Here is a 16,812-nt window from a genome sequence, read left to right as displayed (position 1 = left end):
CCGCTACGCTCCGTCCATGACCTCACGCCAGCTCATCTCTTCCGGCGGTCCCTGGGAGGAGCGCGTCGCCTACTCGCGCGCCGTGGTCCAGGGCGACTGGGCCTTCGTCTCCGGCACCACGAGCACCGCGAGCGACGACGTCGCGGAACAGGCGGACGCCGCCCTGGCGACCATCGCCGCGGCCCTCGAGCAGGGCGGCTTCTCGATGGCGGACGTGGTGCGCGTGCGCTATCTCCTGCCCGATGCCGCGGACTTCGAGGCGTGCTGGCCCGTCCTGCGGCGCTGGTTCGGGGACGTGCGCCCCGCCGCCACCATGCAGCAGTGCCCGCTGATCGATCCCGCGATGCGGATCGAGATCGAGGCCACGGCCTTCCGCGGCTGACGCTCCTGAAGGAGCGGCTGGCAGGAAGGCCGTGGCACGTGGACGATGCTGGGGTGGGGTCCTAGCCGAGGGGCCCGCGGGAGGTGGTGTCCCCGCCGCTCACCTCGCCACGCCAGCCGCCCTCCTCGACGCCGCGCTCCTCGATGAACGACTTGAACTGCGCGAGGTCGGCGCGGACCATGCCGTCATCGACCTGCAGGGCCGCTCCCGCATGCTCGACGAAGCCCTGGGGGTCCCAGTTGACGGTGAGCGTGACGCGCGTCGCGTCGGGGCCCACGGGCTCGAACTCGACGCGTCCACCCTGGTCGAGTTCGCCGAGTGCGTGCCACGCGAGGTGGCTGTCGGGCACCTGATCCGTGATCTCGGCGTCGAACTCGCGACGGGCACCTCCCACGGTGGTGACCCAGTGGGTGCGGGTGTCGTCGATCTGCGTGACGCTCTCGATCCCCGACATGAAGCGGGGGAAGGACTCGAGCTGAGTCCACTGGTTGTATGCGGTGCTGAGGGGAACCTCAACGTCGATCGTGCTGCTCGCGGTGGTCATGTGAGCCTCCTTGAGGTGAGCTGTCTCGAACTGCCGCGGGGCCGGTTTGCCCCGCTCTTAGGGACAACCCGGGTCGCGCCGCGAGCCTTCCCGATTCGCGCCCGAACGGTCGACTACGTGGCGTGATGCTGCGACAGTAGAGCGCTCAGGCGCCGACGATCGCCGCCGCGTCCACCATCGCGAGCAGCCGCTCGCGCAGCATGTCGCGCTCCGCCCTGGACGGGGTCGCGGCCCATAGTGCGGCGGTCGACACGCCGTCAGCCGCGGCGAGCACGACGGCCTGAGCGGCGGGCTCGAGTCCATCAGCCGCGAGCTCCTCGCGCCACCTGGCGTTGTCCTCGATCACGCGATCGCGCACCCCGGGGATCGTGAGGAGGCGCCCGAGGAGCAGCGTCCTGTCGCGCTCGGACTCGTCGTCCGCGGCGTCGAGCGATGCGAGCACCACCGCTCGCGTGAGCCGACCCGCGCCGGCTCGCGGGTCGAGATGGGACTCGATCGACGCGCGGTAGCGCCCGAGGACGTCGTCGGCGAGGGCGACGATCAGCGCGTCCTTCGAGGGGAAGTGATAGAGCAGCCCGCCCTTCGAGACGCCCGCCCGCTGCGCGATCGCGTCCATCGACGCCCCGAGTCCGTGGTCGCCGACCTCGGCGGCCGCCGCGCGGAGCACGAGCTCCCGCGTCGCGCCCGCGTCGCGCCCAGTCGTGCGTGCCACGTGCGCCTCCCTCGGATGGACGATGCCGACAGGGTAGCGGACCCTTTGCGCTAGAAACTATACCGACTGGACGGTACAGTAAATGCCATGCAGGCCTCGTCCCCCCTCACTCCTGCGACCGCCTCGCCTCGCCGCTGGGCCGCGCTCGCGGTCCTCACGCTCGCGATCGCGCTGCTCGCGATCGACGGCACCGTCCTGCTACTCGCCGTGCCCTCGCTCGCTGCCGACCTCGGCGCGACGGCGTCGCAGGTGCTGTGGATCGGGGACATCTACTCCCTCGCCATCGCCGGCCTGCTGGTCACGATGGGCGCGCTCGCCGACCGCCTCGGCCGCAAGCGCGTGTTGCTCGTGGGTGCGGCCGCCTTCGGCGCCGCGTCCGTGCTCGCGGCCTTCGCGCCGAGCGCCGAGGTGCTCATGCTCGCGAGGCTGCTGCTCGGCATCGCGGGGGCGAGCCTCATGCCGTCGACCCTCGCGATCATTCGCACGCTGTTCGAGGATCCCCGCGAGCGGACCCGCGCGATCGCGATCTGGGCCGCGGCGGCAGGCGGCGGCGCGGCGATCGGCCCGCTCGTGGGCGGCGTGCTCCTCGAGCACTTCTGGTGGGGCGCCGTCTTCCTCATCAACGTGCCCGTCATGATCGTGCTCGTGGTCGCCGGCGCAGTCATGCTGCCCGAGTCGCGTGACCCGCGCCCCGGACCGTTCGATCCGCTCGCGGCCGCGCTGTCGATCCTCACGCTCGTGCCGCTCGTGTACGCCGTCAAGCACCTCGTGGTCGACGGGCCGGGGGTGAGCGTGGCCGTCGCAGCGGTGATGGGGGCCGCCGCCGGCGCGTGGTTCGTCGCGCGTCAGCGACGCTCGGCGAGCCCGCTCATCGACGTGGCGCTGTTCGCGCGCGCCGACTTCTCCGGCGCGGTCGCCTCCAACTTCATCGCGGTCTTCGCGCTCACGGGGCTGCTGTTCTTCCTCTCGCAGTACCTGCAGCTCGTGCGCGGACTGGGACCCCTGCACGCGGGGCTCGCGGAACTGCCCGCGGCGCTCGCGTCGATGGCCGCAATCGCCGTGGTCGGCTGGCTGGTGGCCCGTGCGGGCCGCGGCAGGGCCATCGCGATCGCGCTCGCCGCGACCTCGGGTGGGCTCCTCGCGGTCGCCTTCGCCGAGGGCGCGAGCTCCCTGGTGTGGTTGCTCGTCGCGCTCGTGCCGATCGGCCTGGGCGTGGGCCTCGCTCAGACGCTCACGACCGATGCCGTCGTGAGTGCGGTGCCCGCACGCAAGGCGGGCGCGGCCTCGGCCATCTCTGAGGTGTCGTACGAACTCGGTGTGGGCCTGGGCATCGCGGTGCTCGGTTCGCTCATGACCGCCCTGTATCGCGCGGGAGTGACGGTGCCGTCGGGGACCTCCGGCGCGGAGAGCGATGCCCTGCGCGACTCCCTCGCGAGCGCGTCGGCCACCGGCGCGCCCGACGTCATCGACGCGGCGCGCGAGGCCTTCGTCGCTGCGATGCAGGCGACCTCGGTGGTGGCGGCAATCCTCACCGCGATCGGTGCGGTGGTCGCGTGGCGCACGATCCGTCCCGCGCCCACCGATGACGCGACGGAGGCGGATCAGCCGGAGGACTCCGAACCCAGCGCGTCGATCGACGCCCGCATGAGCGCAAGCTGAGCGCGCAGTGCGGCGGGCACCCGCTCGCCGTAGGACGCGAGGAACGCGTCGGCGTCCTCCGCCTCTGCCGTGAGCGCGTCCCGGTCGAGCGCGAACAGCGCGGCCCACGCCTCGCGTGACACTCCGGCCGCCTCGTGATCGATCGCCCCCGGTGCCGGCACGCGCCCGAACGGGCCCTCGACGGCATCGGCCCGCCCCTCGAGCCTGTCGAGGATCCACGCGAGCACATGGATGTTCTCCCCGAAGCCGGGCCACAGGAACTCGCCTGACTCGCCGCGGCGGAACCAGTTGACCTGGAACACCGCGGGGGCGCCGCCCGAGCGCTCGGCCGCGGCGCCCACCTCGAGCCAGTGTCGCCAGTGGTCGGCCATGTGCACGCCGCAGAACGGCAGCATCGCGAAGGGGTCGCGGCGCAGCTCGCCCACCGTGCCCTCCGCCGCCGCGGTGCGCTCGGACGCGAGCGTGGCTCCCATGAGCATCCCGTGCTCCCAGTCGCGCGCCTGCGCGACGAGCGGCACAGTGGTCGCCCGCCTGCCGCCGAAGATGATCGCGTCGAGCGCGACTCCCTCGGGGGCGTCCCAGTCGTCGGCGAGCGTGGCGCAGCGGGTCGCGGCGACGGTGAAGCGCGCATTGGGATGGGCGGCGGGGGAGGACGATGCGGGGGTCCAGTCCGCGCCAGTCCAGTCGGTGAGGTGGGCGGGGGTCGGCGGTCATGCCCTCCCACCAGACGTCGCCGTCGTCGGTGAGGGCGACGTTGGTGAAGACGACGTCGCGGTCCAGCATGTCCATCGCGACGGGATTGGTGTCGCGGCTGGTGCCTGGCGCGACGCCAAAGAAGCCGGCCTCGGGGTTGATGGCCCGCAGTCGGCCGTCGGGTCCGGGAGCGATCCACGCGATGTCGTCGCCCAGCGTCTCAACCGTCCAGCCGGGGATCGTGGGCCTCAGCATCGCGAAGTTGGTCTTGCCGCATGCGCTGGGGAAGGCCGCCGCGACGTGGAAGGCCCTGCCGCGCGGGGTGGTCACCTTGAGCAGCAGCATGTGCGCCGCGAGCCAGCCCTCGTCCTGGCCGATCGCGCTCGCGATGCGCAGCGCGAACGCCTTCTTGGCGAGGATCGCGTTGCCGCCGTACGCCGAACCGTATGACCACACCTCGCGCGACTCGGGGAAGTGCGAGATGTACTTGGTCGCGTTGCACGGCCACGCGATGTCGGCCTCGCCCGGCTTGAGGGGCGCACCCACCGAGTGCACGCACCGCACCCACGCGGTGCCGGAGTCGATCGCGGTGAGGGCCTCGCGCCCCATGCGCGTCATGATGCCCATGCTCGCGACCACGTACGGCGAATCGGTGACCTGGACCCCGTACCGCGTGAGCGGTCCGCCCACCGGGCCCATCGCGAACGGGACCACGTACATCGTCCTCCCGCGCATCGTCCCCCTGAACAGGCCGTGCAGCGTCTCGCGCATCGCGGCGGGCGGCACCCAGTGGTTGGTGGGCCCGGCGTCCTCCTCGCGTCGCGAACAGATGAAGGTGCGGGACTCCACGCGGGCGACGTCGCTCGGGTCTGAGCGCGCGAGGTAGCTGCCGGGCCGCGCCTCGACGGGCACGAGCGTGCCGGAATCGACCATGCCCGCCACGAGTCCCCTGCGCTCGGCGGTCGAGCCGCCGCACCACACGACCGCGTCGGGCAGGGCGTGCGCGGCGAGGGAGTCGACCCAGGCCGCGATCGACGGGTGGGCGAGGTCGTGGAGGGTGGTGGCGCGGTGTTCCGTGACGGTCATGATCGCTCCGGGGTCGAGGACCGGCGGTGCGGGAAGCGCCGCCTGTTTTCGACGCTAGGGTCGAGTCCGCGCGGGTTGAGCGCGCTCTCGCCGAGAAGTTTCGCGTTTCTTGTCCTAGCGTGAAGAACATGTCCGATCTCGCGACGCTCGGCCGTCGCATCCGTCACTTCCGCACCGCCGCGGGCCTCACTCTCGAGGAGTTGGGGCGCGAGGTCGACGTCGCGCAGAGTCAGCTGTCGCTCATCGAGAATGGCAAGCGCGAGCCGCGCCTCACGCTGCTCGGCGCGATCGCCTCCCGGCTGGGTGTGACGGTCGCGGATCTTCTCGACGAGTCGGCGCCGTCGCCGCGCGCGGCCCTGGAGATCGAGCTCGAGCGCGCGCAGTCGGCCGCCGCGTATCGCGAGTTGGGTCTGCCCGAGGTGCGCGCGACGCGGTCGATGACCGACGAGGTCTTGCGGGCGCTCGTGGGACTGCACCGCGAGCTCGACCGGCGTGCCCGCCTCGCGATCGCGACCCCCGAGGAGGCGCGCCGCGCGAACACCCGCCAGCGACTGAGGATGCAGCAGGTCGACAACTACCTGCCCGACATCGAGGACCTCGCGGAGGCCGACGTCGCCGCCGCGGGCCACGGCGGGGGAGCACTGACGCACCGCACGGTGTCGGTCATGGCGGAGCGGCTGGGCCTGTCGATCGTACACGTCGCGGACCTGCCCCACTCGGCGCGCTGCGTGCTCGACCTCGAGAACGGCCGCATCTACATTCCGCCCGCCTCGATCCCGGGCGGACACGGACTGCGCTCGCTCGCGCTGCAGGCCATGGCGCACCTGCGACTGGGCCACGGCGAGCCGGCTGACTACGAGGACTTCCTGCGCCAGCGCCAGGACGCGAGCTACTACGCGGCCGCGTGCCTCATGCCGCAGGGCGCGGCGGTCGCCTTCCTCGAGCGCGCCAAGCGCGAGCGCGACATCGCGATCGAGGACTTCCGCGACGCCTTTGGCGTCACCCACGAGGCTGCCGCCCTGCGCTTCACGAACCTCGCGACCGCGCGGCTCGACATCCCCGTGCACTTCGTGCGCGTCGCCGGCGACGGCGCGGTGGTGCGCGCCTACGAGAACGACGGGCTGCCGCTGCCCGTCGACGCCACGCATGCGACCGAGGGGCAGATCGTGTGCCGGCACTGGAGCGCGCGGCGCGCCTTCGCGCGCTCCACCCGCACCACGGAGTACTTCCAGTACACGGACACGCCCGCGGGCACGTTCTTCGAGGCGACCCAGACCGGCACCGCCGAGTCCGACGAGTTCTCGATCACGCTCGGCGTGCCGTACGCGCAGTCGCGGTGGTTCCGCGGGCGCGAGTCGGGTCACCGCGAGGTGTCGCGCTGCCCCGACCTCACCTGCTGCAGGAGGCCGGATGCCGATGTCGCCGCGAGGTGGGAGGGGAGGGCGTGGGCGAGCGCGCGCGTCCACGCGCACATCTTCTCGCCGCTACCGCAGGGCACCTATCCCGGGGTCGACGACCGTGAGTTGTACGACTTCCTCGAGTCCCACGCGAGCGCGCCGGAGGAGTAGGAGCGCCAGCTAGCCGAAGAGGCCCCACGCGCCGCCGGCGATCGCGAGCACCGCGAGCGCGACGCCCACGAGGTCGGGCGTGCGCTCGACCGCGGCGTCGCTCTCGCCGTCGGGGTGACCCGCACGCCAGTCCTCCCACGCGTCGTGGACCATCGCGGCCGCGTCACCCGAGGCCGTGCCGGGGCGGTCGCTCGGGCGGCCCCCGAGCGAGGCATCGTCCTCTCCCGCGGGACGGCGCATCGATGCCGCCGCCCCCGGCGCGGGCGCGGCGAAGGCGCCCCACCGACGGCCGGCGTCGTCCACGAGGGTGAGCGACCAGCGCGTCTCGATCGCGCCGAGCCGGGCGAAGGGAATGCTCACGGCGTGCGTCGTATTGCGCAGCACCACGGCGTCGTCGTGGGCCTCGACGCGCGGGCGCAGGAACGCGGCGGTCCCGACCGCGATCGCCGCGACACCCAGCCCGAAGCCGCCCGTGCCGCGAGAGAAGCCCACGGTGACGAGGTGGAGAAGCGCGAGTGCGGCGCCGGCGCCGACGGCGATCCATCCCCACACGACGGACGAGCGGGCACGAAAGGTCTGCATGCGGTCATCCTTCCACGCGGTCGGGAGGGCCGATGCGGGCGGGTCAGTCGTCGGCCTGGCGAGCCCTAAACGCGGCCTGGGCCGCGCGGTTGGTGCACGTCACCGTGCAGTATTTGCGCGAGCGGTTCCGGCTGAGGTCGAGCACGACCCCCTCGCAGTCCTCCATCGCGCACCGCGAGAAGCGCTGCATCTCGTCGGCGCGGATGACGTCCGTCATCGCCATCGCGGTCTCCACGAGGATGCGCTCGTGGAAAGGGCGGTCGTCCGACGTCGCGTGGATGTGCCAGTCGACGTCGCCATGGCGCACCAGGCGGGGGACGGCGGACTGCTCCGCGAGGATCGCGTTGACGAGCGGGACCGCTTCGTCGCGGCTCGCGAGGAACAGCCTGCGCAGCGGCGTGCGGATCGCGCGGACCGGCTCGAGGTCCGCCGCGGTGGGGCGTCCGCCCGTGTAGGCGAAGCGGTCGAAGAAGGCGCGCAACTCCTCGAGCGTGGTGAGCGTGTCCGGGTCGAGTTCCGAATTCGACAGGAACACGCCGGACTCGAGGGCCTCGGCGGTGTCAGTGGCGAACGGCATTTTGACACATTACCACTCGGTGCCATATTGTCATGAGCCATGACGCCTTTGACTCATGACGCGGCCCGGACGCGGCGCGCCAACGGACTCGCCTTCGCGCTCGTGTCCGCGTGCTCGTTCGGACTGTCCGGCTCGCTCGCGCGCGGCCTCCTCGACGCGGGGTGGACCGCGGGCGCGGCCACGCTCGTGCGCGTCGCGATCGCCGCGGCCGTGCTCGCGATTCCCGCGCTCATCGCGCTGCGCGGGCGATGGGGCCTCATGCGCCGCGCCGCCGCGACCGTGGTCGCCTACGGCGTCTTTGCCGTCGCCGGCGCGCAGCTGTTCTACTTCCTCGCCGTCGGCACCCTCGATGTCGGCGTGGCACTGCTGATCGAGTACATGGCGCCCGTCGTGGTCGTCGGCTGGCTCTGGGTGAGCCAGGGGAGCCGACCGGGGATCCTTACGCTTGCGGGCGCCGCCGTCGCGGTCGGCGGACTCGCGTTGCTGCTCGATGTCTTCGGAGGCAGCGCGCACATCGACCCCGTCGGCGTGGGCTGGGCGCTGCTCGCGATGGTGGGTGCGTCCGTCTACTTCGTGATCTCGGGCGACACCTCGACCGGGCTGCCGCCCGTCACGCTCGCCTGGGGCGGTCTCGTGGTCGCGCTCGGCGTGCTGGGCCTCGCGGGGCTCGGCGGGATCCTGCCGCTGTCCTTCACCGCCGAGACCGTCGAGCTGTTGCCCTTCGCTCTGCCGTGGTGGGGCGCCGCACTCCTGCTCGGTGCGGTGACCGCCGCGCTCGCGTACGTCACCGGCATCGCCGCGACGCGGCGCCTGGGCGCGCGACTCGGTGGCTTTGTCGCGCTCATCGAGGTGATTGCCGCCACCGGCTTCGCGTGGGTGCTGCTCGGTCAGGTGCCCGGGCCGATCCAGTTCGCGGGCGCGGGACTCATCCTCGTGGGCGTGCTGCTGTTGCGCGCCGGAGAGCCCGCCGCCGAGGCCACGCCTGCGCCGATCGAGCTGCCCGAGATCGCCGAGCCGCAGCCCGAGCCGGAGCCGGAGCCGCAGCCGGCCTAGCCCGCCGTGCGGGAGGCCCTTGGGGGTCCAGCGGGCTGACCGGTAGACTGAGGGGCCGGTCCATGTCGGATCGGCTCCCCCTCACACGGAAACGAGTTCCCGCATGCCCCTGCGCTCCGACCTGCGCAATGTCGCGATCGTCGCCCACGTCGACCACGGCAAGACCACCCTCGTCGACGCCATGCTTGTGCAGGGCGGCGCCTACGGCGACCACGCCCACGTCGAGGACCGCGCGATGGACTCGGGAGACCTCGAGCGCGAAAAGGGCATCACGATCCTCGCGAAGAACACGGCGATCCGCTACACCGGAGCCGCGGCCGTCGAGGGCGGCGTCACGATCAACGTGATCGACACCCCCGGCCACGCCGACTTCGGCGGAGAGGTCGAGCGCGGCCTCAGCATGGTCGACGGCGTGGTGCTGCTGGTCGACGCGTCCGAGGGGCCGCTGCCCCAGACCCGCTTCGTCATGCGCAAGGCCCTCGCGGCGCACCTTCCCGTCATCATTGTCGTCAACAAGGTCGACCGTCCCGACTCGCGCATCTCCGAGGTGGTCGACGAGACCCACGACCTGCTGCTCGGTCTCGCGTCCGACCTCCACGACGAGGTCCCCGACCTCGACGTCGACGCCCTGCTCGAGGTGCCGGTGGTCTTCGCGTCCGCGAAGGCGGGCATCGCCTCCCTCGAGCAGCCCGCCGACGGCACCCTGCCCGCCGGCGAGAACCTCGAGCCGCTGTTCCAGGTCATCATGGAGCGCATCCCCGCGCCCTCGTACGACGAGGACGCCCCCTCCAGGCCCACGTCACCAACCTCGACGCGTCGCCCTTCCTGGGCCGCCTCGCGCTCCTGCGCGTCTTCAACGGCACGCTGCGCAAGGGCCAGCAGGTCGCGTGGGCCCGCGCCGACGGCTCGATCAAGCAGGTCAAGATCACCGAGCTCCTCGAGACCAAGGGCCTCGACCGCGTGCCCGCGGAGTCCGCCGGGCCCGGAGACATCGTCGCCGTCGCCGGCATCGAGGACATCACGATCGGCGAGACCCTCACCGACCTCGAGGACCCGCGCCCGTTGCCGCTCATCACGGTCGACGACCCCGCGATCTCGATGACGATAGGCATCAACACGTCGCCGCTCGCCGGCCGCGTCAAGGGCGCCAAGGTCACGGCCCGTCAGGTCAAGGACCGCCTCGAGAAGGAACTGATCGGCAACGTCTCGATCCGCGTGCTGCCCACCGAGCGTCCCGACTCGTGGGAGGTGCAGGGCCGCGGCGAGCTCGCGCTCGCGATCCTGGTCGAGCAGATGCGTCGCGAGGGCTACGAGCTCACGGTCGGCAAGCCGCAGGTGGTCACCAAGGAGATCGACGGCAAGCTCCACGAGCCGATGGAGCACATGACCATCGACGTCCCCGAGGAGCACCTGGGCGCCGTCACGCAGCTCCTCGCGTCGCGCAAGGGGCGCATGGAGTCGATGTCGAACCACGGCACCGGCTGGGTGCGCATGGAGTTCATCGTCCCCGCGCGCGGCCTCATCGGCTTCCGGTCGACCTTCCTCACGGACACGCGCGGCACGGGCATCGCCTCGTCGATCGCTCACGGCTACGAGCCGTGGGCCGGCCTCATCGAGTACCGCACCAACGGCTCGCTGGTCGCGGACCGCGCCGGCGCGGTGACGTCCAACGCCCTCACGGCGCTGCAGGACCGCGGCACGTTCTTCGTCGGCCCCACCGAGGAGACCTACGAGGGCATGGTCGTCGGCGAGAACAGCCGCAACGAGGACATGGACGTCAACATCACCAAGGAGAAGAAGCTCAACAACATTCGCTCCTCCACCTCCGAGGAGCTCGAGCGCCTGGCGCCTCCGCGCCGCCTCACTCTCGAGGAGTCGCTCGAGTTCGCGCGCGAGGACGAGTGCGTCGAGGTGACGCCGCTCAACGTCCGCATCCGCAAGGTGATCCTCGACGGGACCGAGCGGGCGCGCGCCGCCTCGCGCGCGAAGCGCCAGAACGCCTGATCCCGCACCTACCATGACTGGCATGGCTCGCATCGTGTGGTCCCTGCTCGTCATCGCCCTCCTCGGGGCGATCGTGGCCTTCGTGGGCGCGGGTTCACACCGCGCCTACGCGTGGCTGGGGCTGATCGCATGCCTCGCGATGGTCGCGACCGCGAGCGTGTTCTCCCGGGCGTGGCGCGGCCTCACGGGCCTCGCGGTGATGGGCGCCGCGTGGGCCACTGTCACGGTGGTGCTCGCGTCCGAGGGCCCGGGCGGCTCGTTCCTCATCGTGCAGGACGCGCTCGGTCTCGCATGGGTGATCGGCGGCGTCGCGATTATCGCGGCGGCGGCGCTCGTGCCGCGGCGGATCCTGGGACGCACGGCGGGGGTGGCGTGAGCATGGCGGACAAGCGATCAAATGAGGTGGCGGACGACGTCGAGGAGGCGCTGCCGTCGTATCTGACGGAGGACGATGCCCCGGCCGCATCATCCGACAACGCATCATCCGACAACGCGTCGTCCGACGACGCGCCGTCCGACGAGACCGCCGCCCCCGCCCGCGTCGGCGGTGGGCGCGCTGGGGCATCGCGGCCGCGCTGGTGCTCGCGGTGGGTGGCTACGTGGGAGCGGCCGCGTATGCGGCCGACCGCATCCCGTCGGGGACCACCGTGCTGGGTGTCGACGTGGGCGGACTGGGACGCGACGGCGCCCTCGAAGCTCTCGAGCCCGCAGCGGCCGCGGCGGGCGAGGCGCCGGTCGCCGTGACGGCGGGAACCACCTCGGTCGAGATCGTGCCCGCGGACTCTGGCCTCGCGGTCGACGCCGCCGCGACCGTCGACTCGCTGCTCAGCTTCAGCCTCGACCCCCTGACCGTGATGCGCGCCTTCACGGGCGGGCAGCGCGACATCGACCCCGTCACGTCTGTCGACAGCGACGCGCTCGCCGACGCCGTCACGGAGGCGGCGACGGTGCTCGACCTCCCCGCGCAGGACGCTGGGGTGAGCATCGCATCCACCGGCGCGAGCGCGGAGCCCTCGAGCGAGGGCGTCGCCGTCGACGTCGAGGCGACCTCCGCGGGCCTCGCCGACGCGTGGCCCGTCGACTCGTTTCAGGCGGTGACCGCACCGAGCGAGCCCGTCGTGTCGACCGCGGACGCCGAGGAGTTTGCGCGTGTCCTCAACGCCGAGGTGCTCGCGGGGGACGTCGCGATGACCGGGCCGAACGGCGACGTGGTGGTCTCCTCCGAGCAGCTCACGAGGCACGGCTCCGTCGTGGTCGAGGAGGGCGGCCTCGCCCTCGCGATCGACGGCGAGAGCCTCGCGGCCGAGCTCGAATCCGCCGAGCCGTCGCTGGTCAGCGCGGCCACGGGGGCCTCGTTCTCGTTCGACGCCTCGCACCGCATCCAGGTGACCCAGTCGCAGCCCGGACGCGCGATCGACGGTGCCCTCCTGGGCGAGGCCGTCGCGACCGCGGCGCAGAGCGCGAACCGCGCGGGCGAGCTACCGTACCGCGACACCGAGCCGGCCATCACGAGCGACGACCTCGGCGTCAGCGACTTCACGGACCGCGTCGCCGAGTTCTCGACGCCGCTCACCAACGAGACGATCCGCACCAAGAACCTCGTGCGTGGCGCTGAGCTCGTCACGGGAACCGTCGTCAAGCCCGGGGAGACGTTCTCGCTGCTCGACGCGCTCAGCCCGATCACGGCCGACAACGGGTACTACCCGGCCCACGTGATCGTCGATGGCTTCCTCGCGGACGCGCTGGGCGGGGGCCTCTCGCAGATGGCCACGACCCTCTACAACGCCGCCTACTTCGCGGGGCTCGAGGACGTCGAGCATCGTCCTCACTCCAAGTACTTCTCCCGCTATCCCGCCGGCCGCGAGGCGACCATCTACGTGGGCGCGATCGACGTCAAGTTCCGCAACAACACCCCGTACGCGCTGACGCTCAACTCGTATGTGCACGAGGGGCGCCTGCACGTCGACGTGTGGTCGACGCCCCACTTCACGGTCGAGACCTCGGCCTCGGGCCGCAGCAACGTCACGCCGGCAGTGATGGTCGAATCCGACCACGAGGGCTGCATCGACACGCCGATCGGCGCGGACGGCTTCACCATCACGAACACGCGCAAGGTGTTCCTGGACGGCGCGCTGGTGGACACGGAGTCGCTCACGTGGACGTACAAGCCCAACAACGGAGTCACGTGCACGTAGCGGGGACGATGCGGCCGGGAGCGGGCGCGCGCGCCCTCCCTCGCGTCCGACGGGCGCTCCGACGGCGGTATGATGACGGCGTTCCCGCAAGCCCCTGGATGGAGGAGGCGCAGTGACCTACGTCATCGCCCTGCCGTGTGTCGACGTCAAGGACAAGGCATGCATCGACGAGTGTCCGGTCGACTGCATCTACGAGGGTGAGCGCATGCTCTACATCCACCCGGATGAGTGTGTGGACTGCGGTGCGTGTGAGCCGGTGTGCCCCGTCGAGGCCATCTACTACGAGGACGACGTGCCCGACAAGTGGGCGGAGTACTACAACGCCAACGTCGAGTTCTTCTCCGAGATCGGCTCGCCGGGCGGCGCCGCGAAGATGGGTCTGATCGAGCACGACCACGACCTCATCAAGTCGCTGGCACCTCAGAACGGCTGACCCGGGCGCATGGGGCTCAGCCCTCGCTCGCTGCCCGACTTTCCCTGGGATTCCCTCGCGCCGTACCGCGCTCGCGCGGCGGCGCATCCCGGCGGGCTTGTCGACCTCTCCGTCGGCACGCCCGTCGATCCCACGCCTGCCGTGATCAGGGAGGCGCTCGCGGCGGCGGCCGACTCACCCGGCTATCCGACCACGCACGGCACGCTCGCGCTGCGAGAGGCCGTCGCGGCATGGTTCGCACGGAGGCGCTCGGCGCCGCACGTCGACCCCGCCGCGGTGCTGCCGACCATCGGCTCGAAGGAGCTGGTCGCGACGCTGCCCGCGTACCTGGGGCTGGGGGCCGGCGACGTCGTGGTGCATCCGCGGGCGGCCTACCCCACGTACGACGTCGGGGCGCGCCTGGCGGGCGCGACGCCGCTCGCGACCGATGACGTCGAGCAGTGGCGCGGCAACCCCGCGGTGCGTTTCGTGTGGGTGAACTCCCCGTCGAATCCCACGGGCGCGGTGACCGGAGCGAGCGATCTCGCGGCGGTGGTCGCCGCGGCCCGCGAGATCGGCGCGATCGTGGCCTCGGACGAGTGCTACGCCGAGCTGTCGTGGACGGACGACCCTGTGCCGTCGATCCTCGACCCGCGCGTGTGCGGAGACAGCCATGAGGGCGTCCTTGCCGTCTACTCGCTGTCGAAGCAGTCCAATCTCGCGGGCTACCGCGCCGCCTTCGTCGCGGGCGATCCCGCCGTGATCGCGGCGCTGCTCGAGGTGCGCAAGCACGCCGGGCTGATCGTGCCCGCGCCGGTGCAGGCCGCGATGGTCGCCGCGCTGGCCGACGACTCCCACGTGGCCGAGCAGAAGGCGCGCTACCGCGCGCGTCGCGACATGCTGCTGCCCGCCGTCGAGGCGGCGGGCTTCCGCGTCGAGCACTCGAACGCCGGACTGTATCTGTGGGCCACGAGGGGCGAGGACTGCTGGGACACCCTCGGCATGCTCGCCGAGGCGGGCATCCTGGCCGCGCCGGGAGCGTTCTACGGTGAGGCGGCACGCCGTCACGTGCGGATCGCGCTCACGGCGGGCGAGAGGAAGTCTCTGCCGCATCTAGTAGGCTCGCAAAACGCGAGTAAACCGGCGCTCAAGCATTGGGGTACCGGCGCATGGGTTTCGAAGGGGAGAACATGGCACAAGTGGTGGACGCAAGGCTGACCATCGATGGCGTCACGCGCGAACTCCCGCTGGAGCGCGCGACGATCGGCAACGATGGCGTGTCCGTCGCCACGCTGCTGCGCGACACCGGCCTGGTGACGGTCGACCCCGGCTTCATGAACACCGCCTCGTGTGAGAGCTCGATCACCTACATCGACGGCGATGAGGGGATCCTGCGCTACCGCGGCTACCCGATCGAGCAGCTCGCCGAGAGCTCGACGTTCCTCGAGGTCGCCTACCTCCTCATCCACGGAGAGCTGCCCAGCGAGGACCAGCTCACCGCCCTCAACAACCGCGTGTCGCGCCACATGCACGTGCACGAGGGCATCAAGGCGTTCCTGGGGGCCTTCCCGCGCGACGCCCACCCGATGGCCGTGCTGTCGGGGGCGATCTCCGCGCTCAGCACCTTCTACCCCGAGTCCGTGGGCCGGTCGCCCGAGCAGATCGAGCTCGCGACCGTGCTGCTGCTCGCCAAGACCGCGACCGTGATCGCGTACCTGCAACGCCGGGCGAGCGGGGAGAGCTCATCGAGCCCCGCCGCGGCGGTCACTACGTCGACGAGTTCCTGAGGATCGCCTTCGCCCCGCAGTCGGGCGACATCGACATGGATCCCGCGGTGCGCCGCGCGGTAGACCTGCTGCTCATCCTGCACGCCGACCACGAGCAGAACTGCTCGACGTCGACGGTGCGGATCGTCGGCTCGTCCCACGCGAACATCTACGCCTCGGTCGCGGCGGGAATCGGCGCCCTGTCGGGCCCGTTGCACGGCGGCGCGAACGAGGCCGCGCTGCGCATGTTCGACCAGATCAAGGAGTCGGGCGACACCGTCGAGCAGTTCGTGGCGAAGGTCAAGGACAAGGCGGAGGGCGCGCGCCTGATGGGCTTCGGCCACCGCGTCTACAAGTCGTACGACCCGCGCGGGGCGGTCGTGAAGAAGGTCGCCGACAAGCTCCTCTCCGACCTGGGCGGAAGCGACGAGACATTCCAGATGGCGCAGCGGCTCGAGGAGATCGCGCTGTCCGACGAGTACTTCATCGAGCGCAAGCTCTACCCCAACGTGGACTTCTACACGGGGCTGCTGTACTCGGCGATGGGCTTCCCACGCCGATGTTCACGCCGCTCTTCGCGCTCGGCCGGATGCCGGGCTGGATCGCGCACTACAGGGAGATGCTGAACGACCCTCGCACCAAGATCGGCCGCCCCCGCCAGATCTACACGGGCGAGGTCGAGCGGTCCTACGTGCCGCTGTCCGAGAGGGACTGAGCCTCGCCGGCCAGGGGCGTGAGCCTCACGGCCACCCCCTCGCCCGGCCGGGGCACCTCGACAGTGGTGAGTCCCTCGCCCTGCTGCCAGCCGGCATCGTCCACCGCGACCGCCGCGACGGATTCCTCGCGGGCCACCGCGACCGCCCATGCCGCGAAGGCGTCGTTCGCCGTCGCGTCCGCCCCCGACACGGAGAGCCAGATCGCCTCGCTCGTCGCGGAGGCCACCTCGACCGCGTAGGCGCCCGCCCCGAAGTCGCGGTCGATGCGCGCGGCGAAGTCCTGCGCCGTCGTGCCGCCTCCAGCCGACACGTCGCACGTCACGGCGAGCACCCCCGAGTGACCGCGCAGCGCCGAGGCCCACAGCCGCGCGGACGCCTCTCGCGTCGCGTACGCGTCGGGGAAGCCCGACCTCTGCACCGTCTGCGCGGCGACCGTGACCTCCATGTCCTGCCAGCCGTCGACCTTCGCGAGCGCCGCGTAGAACGTGTCCGTCGAGTAGTACGGATCGAGGATCTCCTCGACGGTTCCCCACCCCTGCGACGGACGCTGCTGGAAGAGGCCGAGCGAGTCGCGGTCGCCGTGGTCGATGTTGCGCAGCGAAGACTCCTGCAGGGCCGTCGCGATGCCGATGGTCGCGGCGCGCGCGGGCATCTCAAGGCGCGCCGAGGCCGCGGCGATGAGCGCGGCGTTCGCGGCCTGCTCGGCGCTCAGCGTGTCCGTCGACTCGCCCAGCGCGACCGTGCACTGCTCACCCGGTGGGGGAGTCGGCGCGCTCTCACTCCACAGGTACGAGCCGTAGACCGCGCCGCCCGTCGCGAGGAGGAGCAGGGTCACCGCGGCGGCGGTGCGCCGCGATGCCACG

The 16,812-nt window shown here is 71.7% G+C and carries 13 protein-coding genes and 3 pseudogenes; 10 read left to right on the top strand and 6 right to left on the bottom strand.

The window, feature by feature from the left end; genetic code table 11:
- Positions 1-16: 16 nt before the first annotated feature.
- Positions 17-382 (top strand): RidA family protein, encoded by a 366-nt coding sequence (locus QUE44_RS07765; protein WP_286213942.1) that lies wholly within the window; start codon positions 17-19, stop codon positions 380-382.
- Positions 383-443: 61 nt separating this feature from the next.
- Here the strand turns inward: QUE44_RS07765 and QUE44_RS07760 are convergent, their stop codons facing one another.
- Positions 444-926, bottom strand: a complete 483-nt coding sequence (locus tag QUE44_RS07760) for an SRPBCC family protein (protein WP_286213941.1) — start codon at positions 924-926, stop codon at positions 444-446.
- 145 nt (positions 927-1,071) lie between these two features.
- Positions 1,072-1,638, bottom strand: coding sequence for a TetR/AcrR family transcriptional regulator (locus QUE44_RS07755; RefSeq protein ID WP_286213940.1), 567 nt, complete (start codon positions 1,636-1,638; stop codon positions 1,072-1,074).
- Between the two features lie 87 nt (positions 1,639-1,725).
- On the opposite strand from QUE44_RS07755, the gene QUE44_RS07750 reads away from it, so the two are divergent.
- Positions 1,726-3,297: an MFS transporter gene (locus tag QUE44_RS07750; RefSeq protein ID WP_286213939.1), complete on the top strand. Its 1,572-nt coding sequence runs from the start codon at positions 1,726-1,728 to the stop codon at positions 3,295-3,297.
- On the opposite strand, the pseudogene QUE44_RS07745 reads toward QUE44_RS07750, so the two are convergent.
- Positions 3,240-5,076 (bottom strand): annotated as a pseudogene (locus QUE44_RS07745) (phosphoenolpyruvate carboxykinase (GTP)). The gene QUE44_RS07750 and the pseudogene QUE44_RS07745 overlap by 58 nt on opposite strands.
- 128 nt (positions 5,077-5,204) lie before the next feature.
- Between QUE44_RS07745 and QUE44_RS07740 the strand changes: the two are divergent.
- Complete coding sequence (locus QUE44_RS07740) at positions 5,205-6,644, top strand: helix-turn-helix domain-containing protein (RefSeq protein WP_286213938.1); 1,440 nt, start codon at positions 5,205-5,207, stop codon at positions 6,642-6,644.
- A gap of 9 nt (positions 6,645-6,653) precedes the next feature.
- On the opposite strand, the gene QUE44_RS07735 is transcribed toward QUE44_RS07740, so the two are convergent.
- Entirely contained in the window at positions 6,654-7,226 is a 573-nt protein-coding gene (locus QUE44_RS07735) for a hypothetical protein (protein WP_286213937.1), read from the bottom strand.
- Between the two features lie 43 nt (positions 7,227-7,269).
- Positions 7,270-7,803, bottom strand: coding sequence for a CGNR zinc finger domain-containing protein (locus QUE44_RS07730; protein WP_286213936.1), 534 nt, complete (start codon positions 7,801-7,803; stop codon positions 7,270-7,272).
- 39 nt (positions 7,804-7,842) lie between these two features.
- On the opposite strand from QUE44_RS07730, the gene QUE44_RS07725 reads away from it, so the two are divergent.
- The 7 genes and pseudogenes from QUE44_RS07725 (at position 7,843) to QUE44_RS07695 (ending at position 15,948) form a co-directional block, all read left to right on the top strand.
- Positions 7,843-8,856, top strand: coding sequence for an EamA family transporter (locus QUE44_RS07725; protein ID WP_345378375.1), 1,014 nt, complete (start codon positions 7,843-7,845; stop codon positions 8,854-8,856).
- A 103-nt stretch (positions 8,857-8,959) separates the two neighbouring features.
- Positions 8,960-10,860: pseudogene (typA, locus tag QUE44_RS07720) on the top strand (translational GTPase TypA).
- A gap of 22 nt (positions 10,861-10,882) precedes the next feature.
- Entirely contained in the window at positions 10,883-11,236 is a 354-nt protein-coding gene (locus QUE44_RS07715; protein WP_286213934.1) for a hypothetical protein, read from the top strand.
- A 202-nt stretch (positions 11,237-11,438) separates the two neighbouring features.
- Positions 11,439-13,055 (top strand): VanW family protein, encoded by a 1,617-nt coding sequence (locus QUE44_RS07710; protein ID WP_286213932.1) that lies wholly within the window; start codon positions 11,439-11,441, stop codon positions 13,053-13,055.
- A 112-nt stretch (positions 13,056-13,167) separates the two neighbouring features.
- Entirely contained in the window at positions 13,168-13,488 is a 321-nt protein-coding gene (fdxA, locus tag QUE44_RS07705) for a ferredoxin (RefSeq protein WP_042215085.1), read from the top strand.
- A 9-nt stretch (positions 13,489-13,497) separates the two neighbouring features.
- The gene (gene dapC / locus QUE44_RS07700) at positions 13,498-14,685 is read left to right on the top strand and encodes a succinyldiaminopimelate transaminase (protein WP_286213930.1); all 1,188 of its coding nucleotides are present in this window, start codon (positions 13,498-13,500) and stop codon (positions 14,683-14,685) included.
- Positions 14,658-15,948: pseudogene (locus QUE44_RS07695) on the top strand (citrate synthase). The gene dapC and the pseudogene QUE44_RS07695 overlap by 28 nt, the downstream one beginning before the upstream one ends.
- On the opposite strand, the gene QUE44_RS07690 reads toward QUE44_RS07695, so the two are convergent.
- Positions 15,921-16,811, bottom strand: a complete 891-nt coding sequence (locus tag QUE44_RS07690) for a hypothetical protein (protein ID WP_286213928.1) — start codon at positions 16,809-16,811, stop codon at positions 15,921-15,923. The pseudogene QUE44_RS07695 and the gene QUE44_RS07690 sit on opposite strands and share 28 nt — an antisense overlap.
- Position 16,812 lies beyond the last annotated feature (1 nt).

The sequence above is a fragment of the Demequina sediminis genome, assembly GCF_030296675.1.
GTDB classification, from domain to species: Bacteria; Actinomycetota; Actinomycetes; order Actinomycetales; family Demequinaceae; genus Demequina; species Demequina sediminis.
The sequence above is the reverse complement of the archived record's forward strand: the minus strand, read 5'-3'. Positions and strand labels throughout refer to the sequence as shown.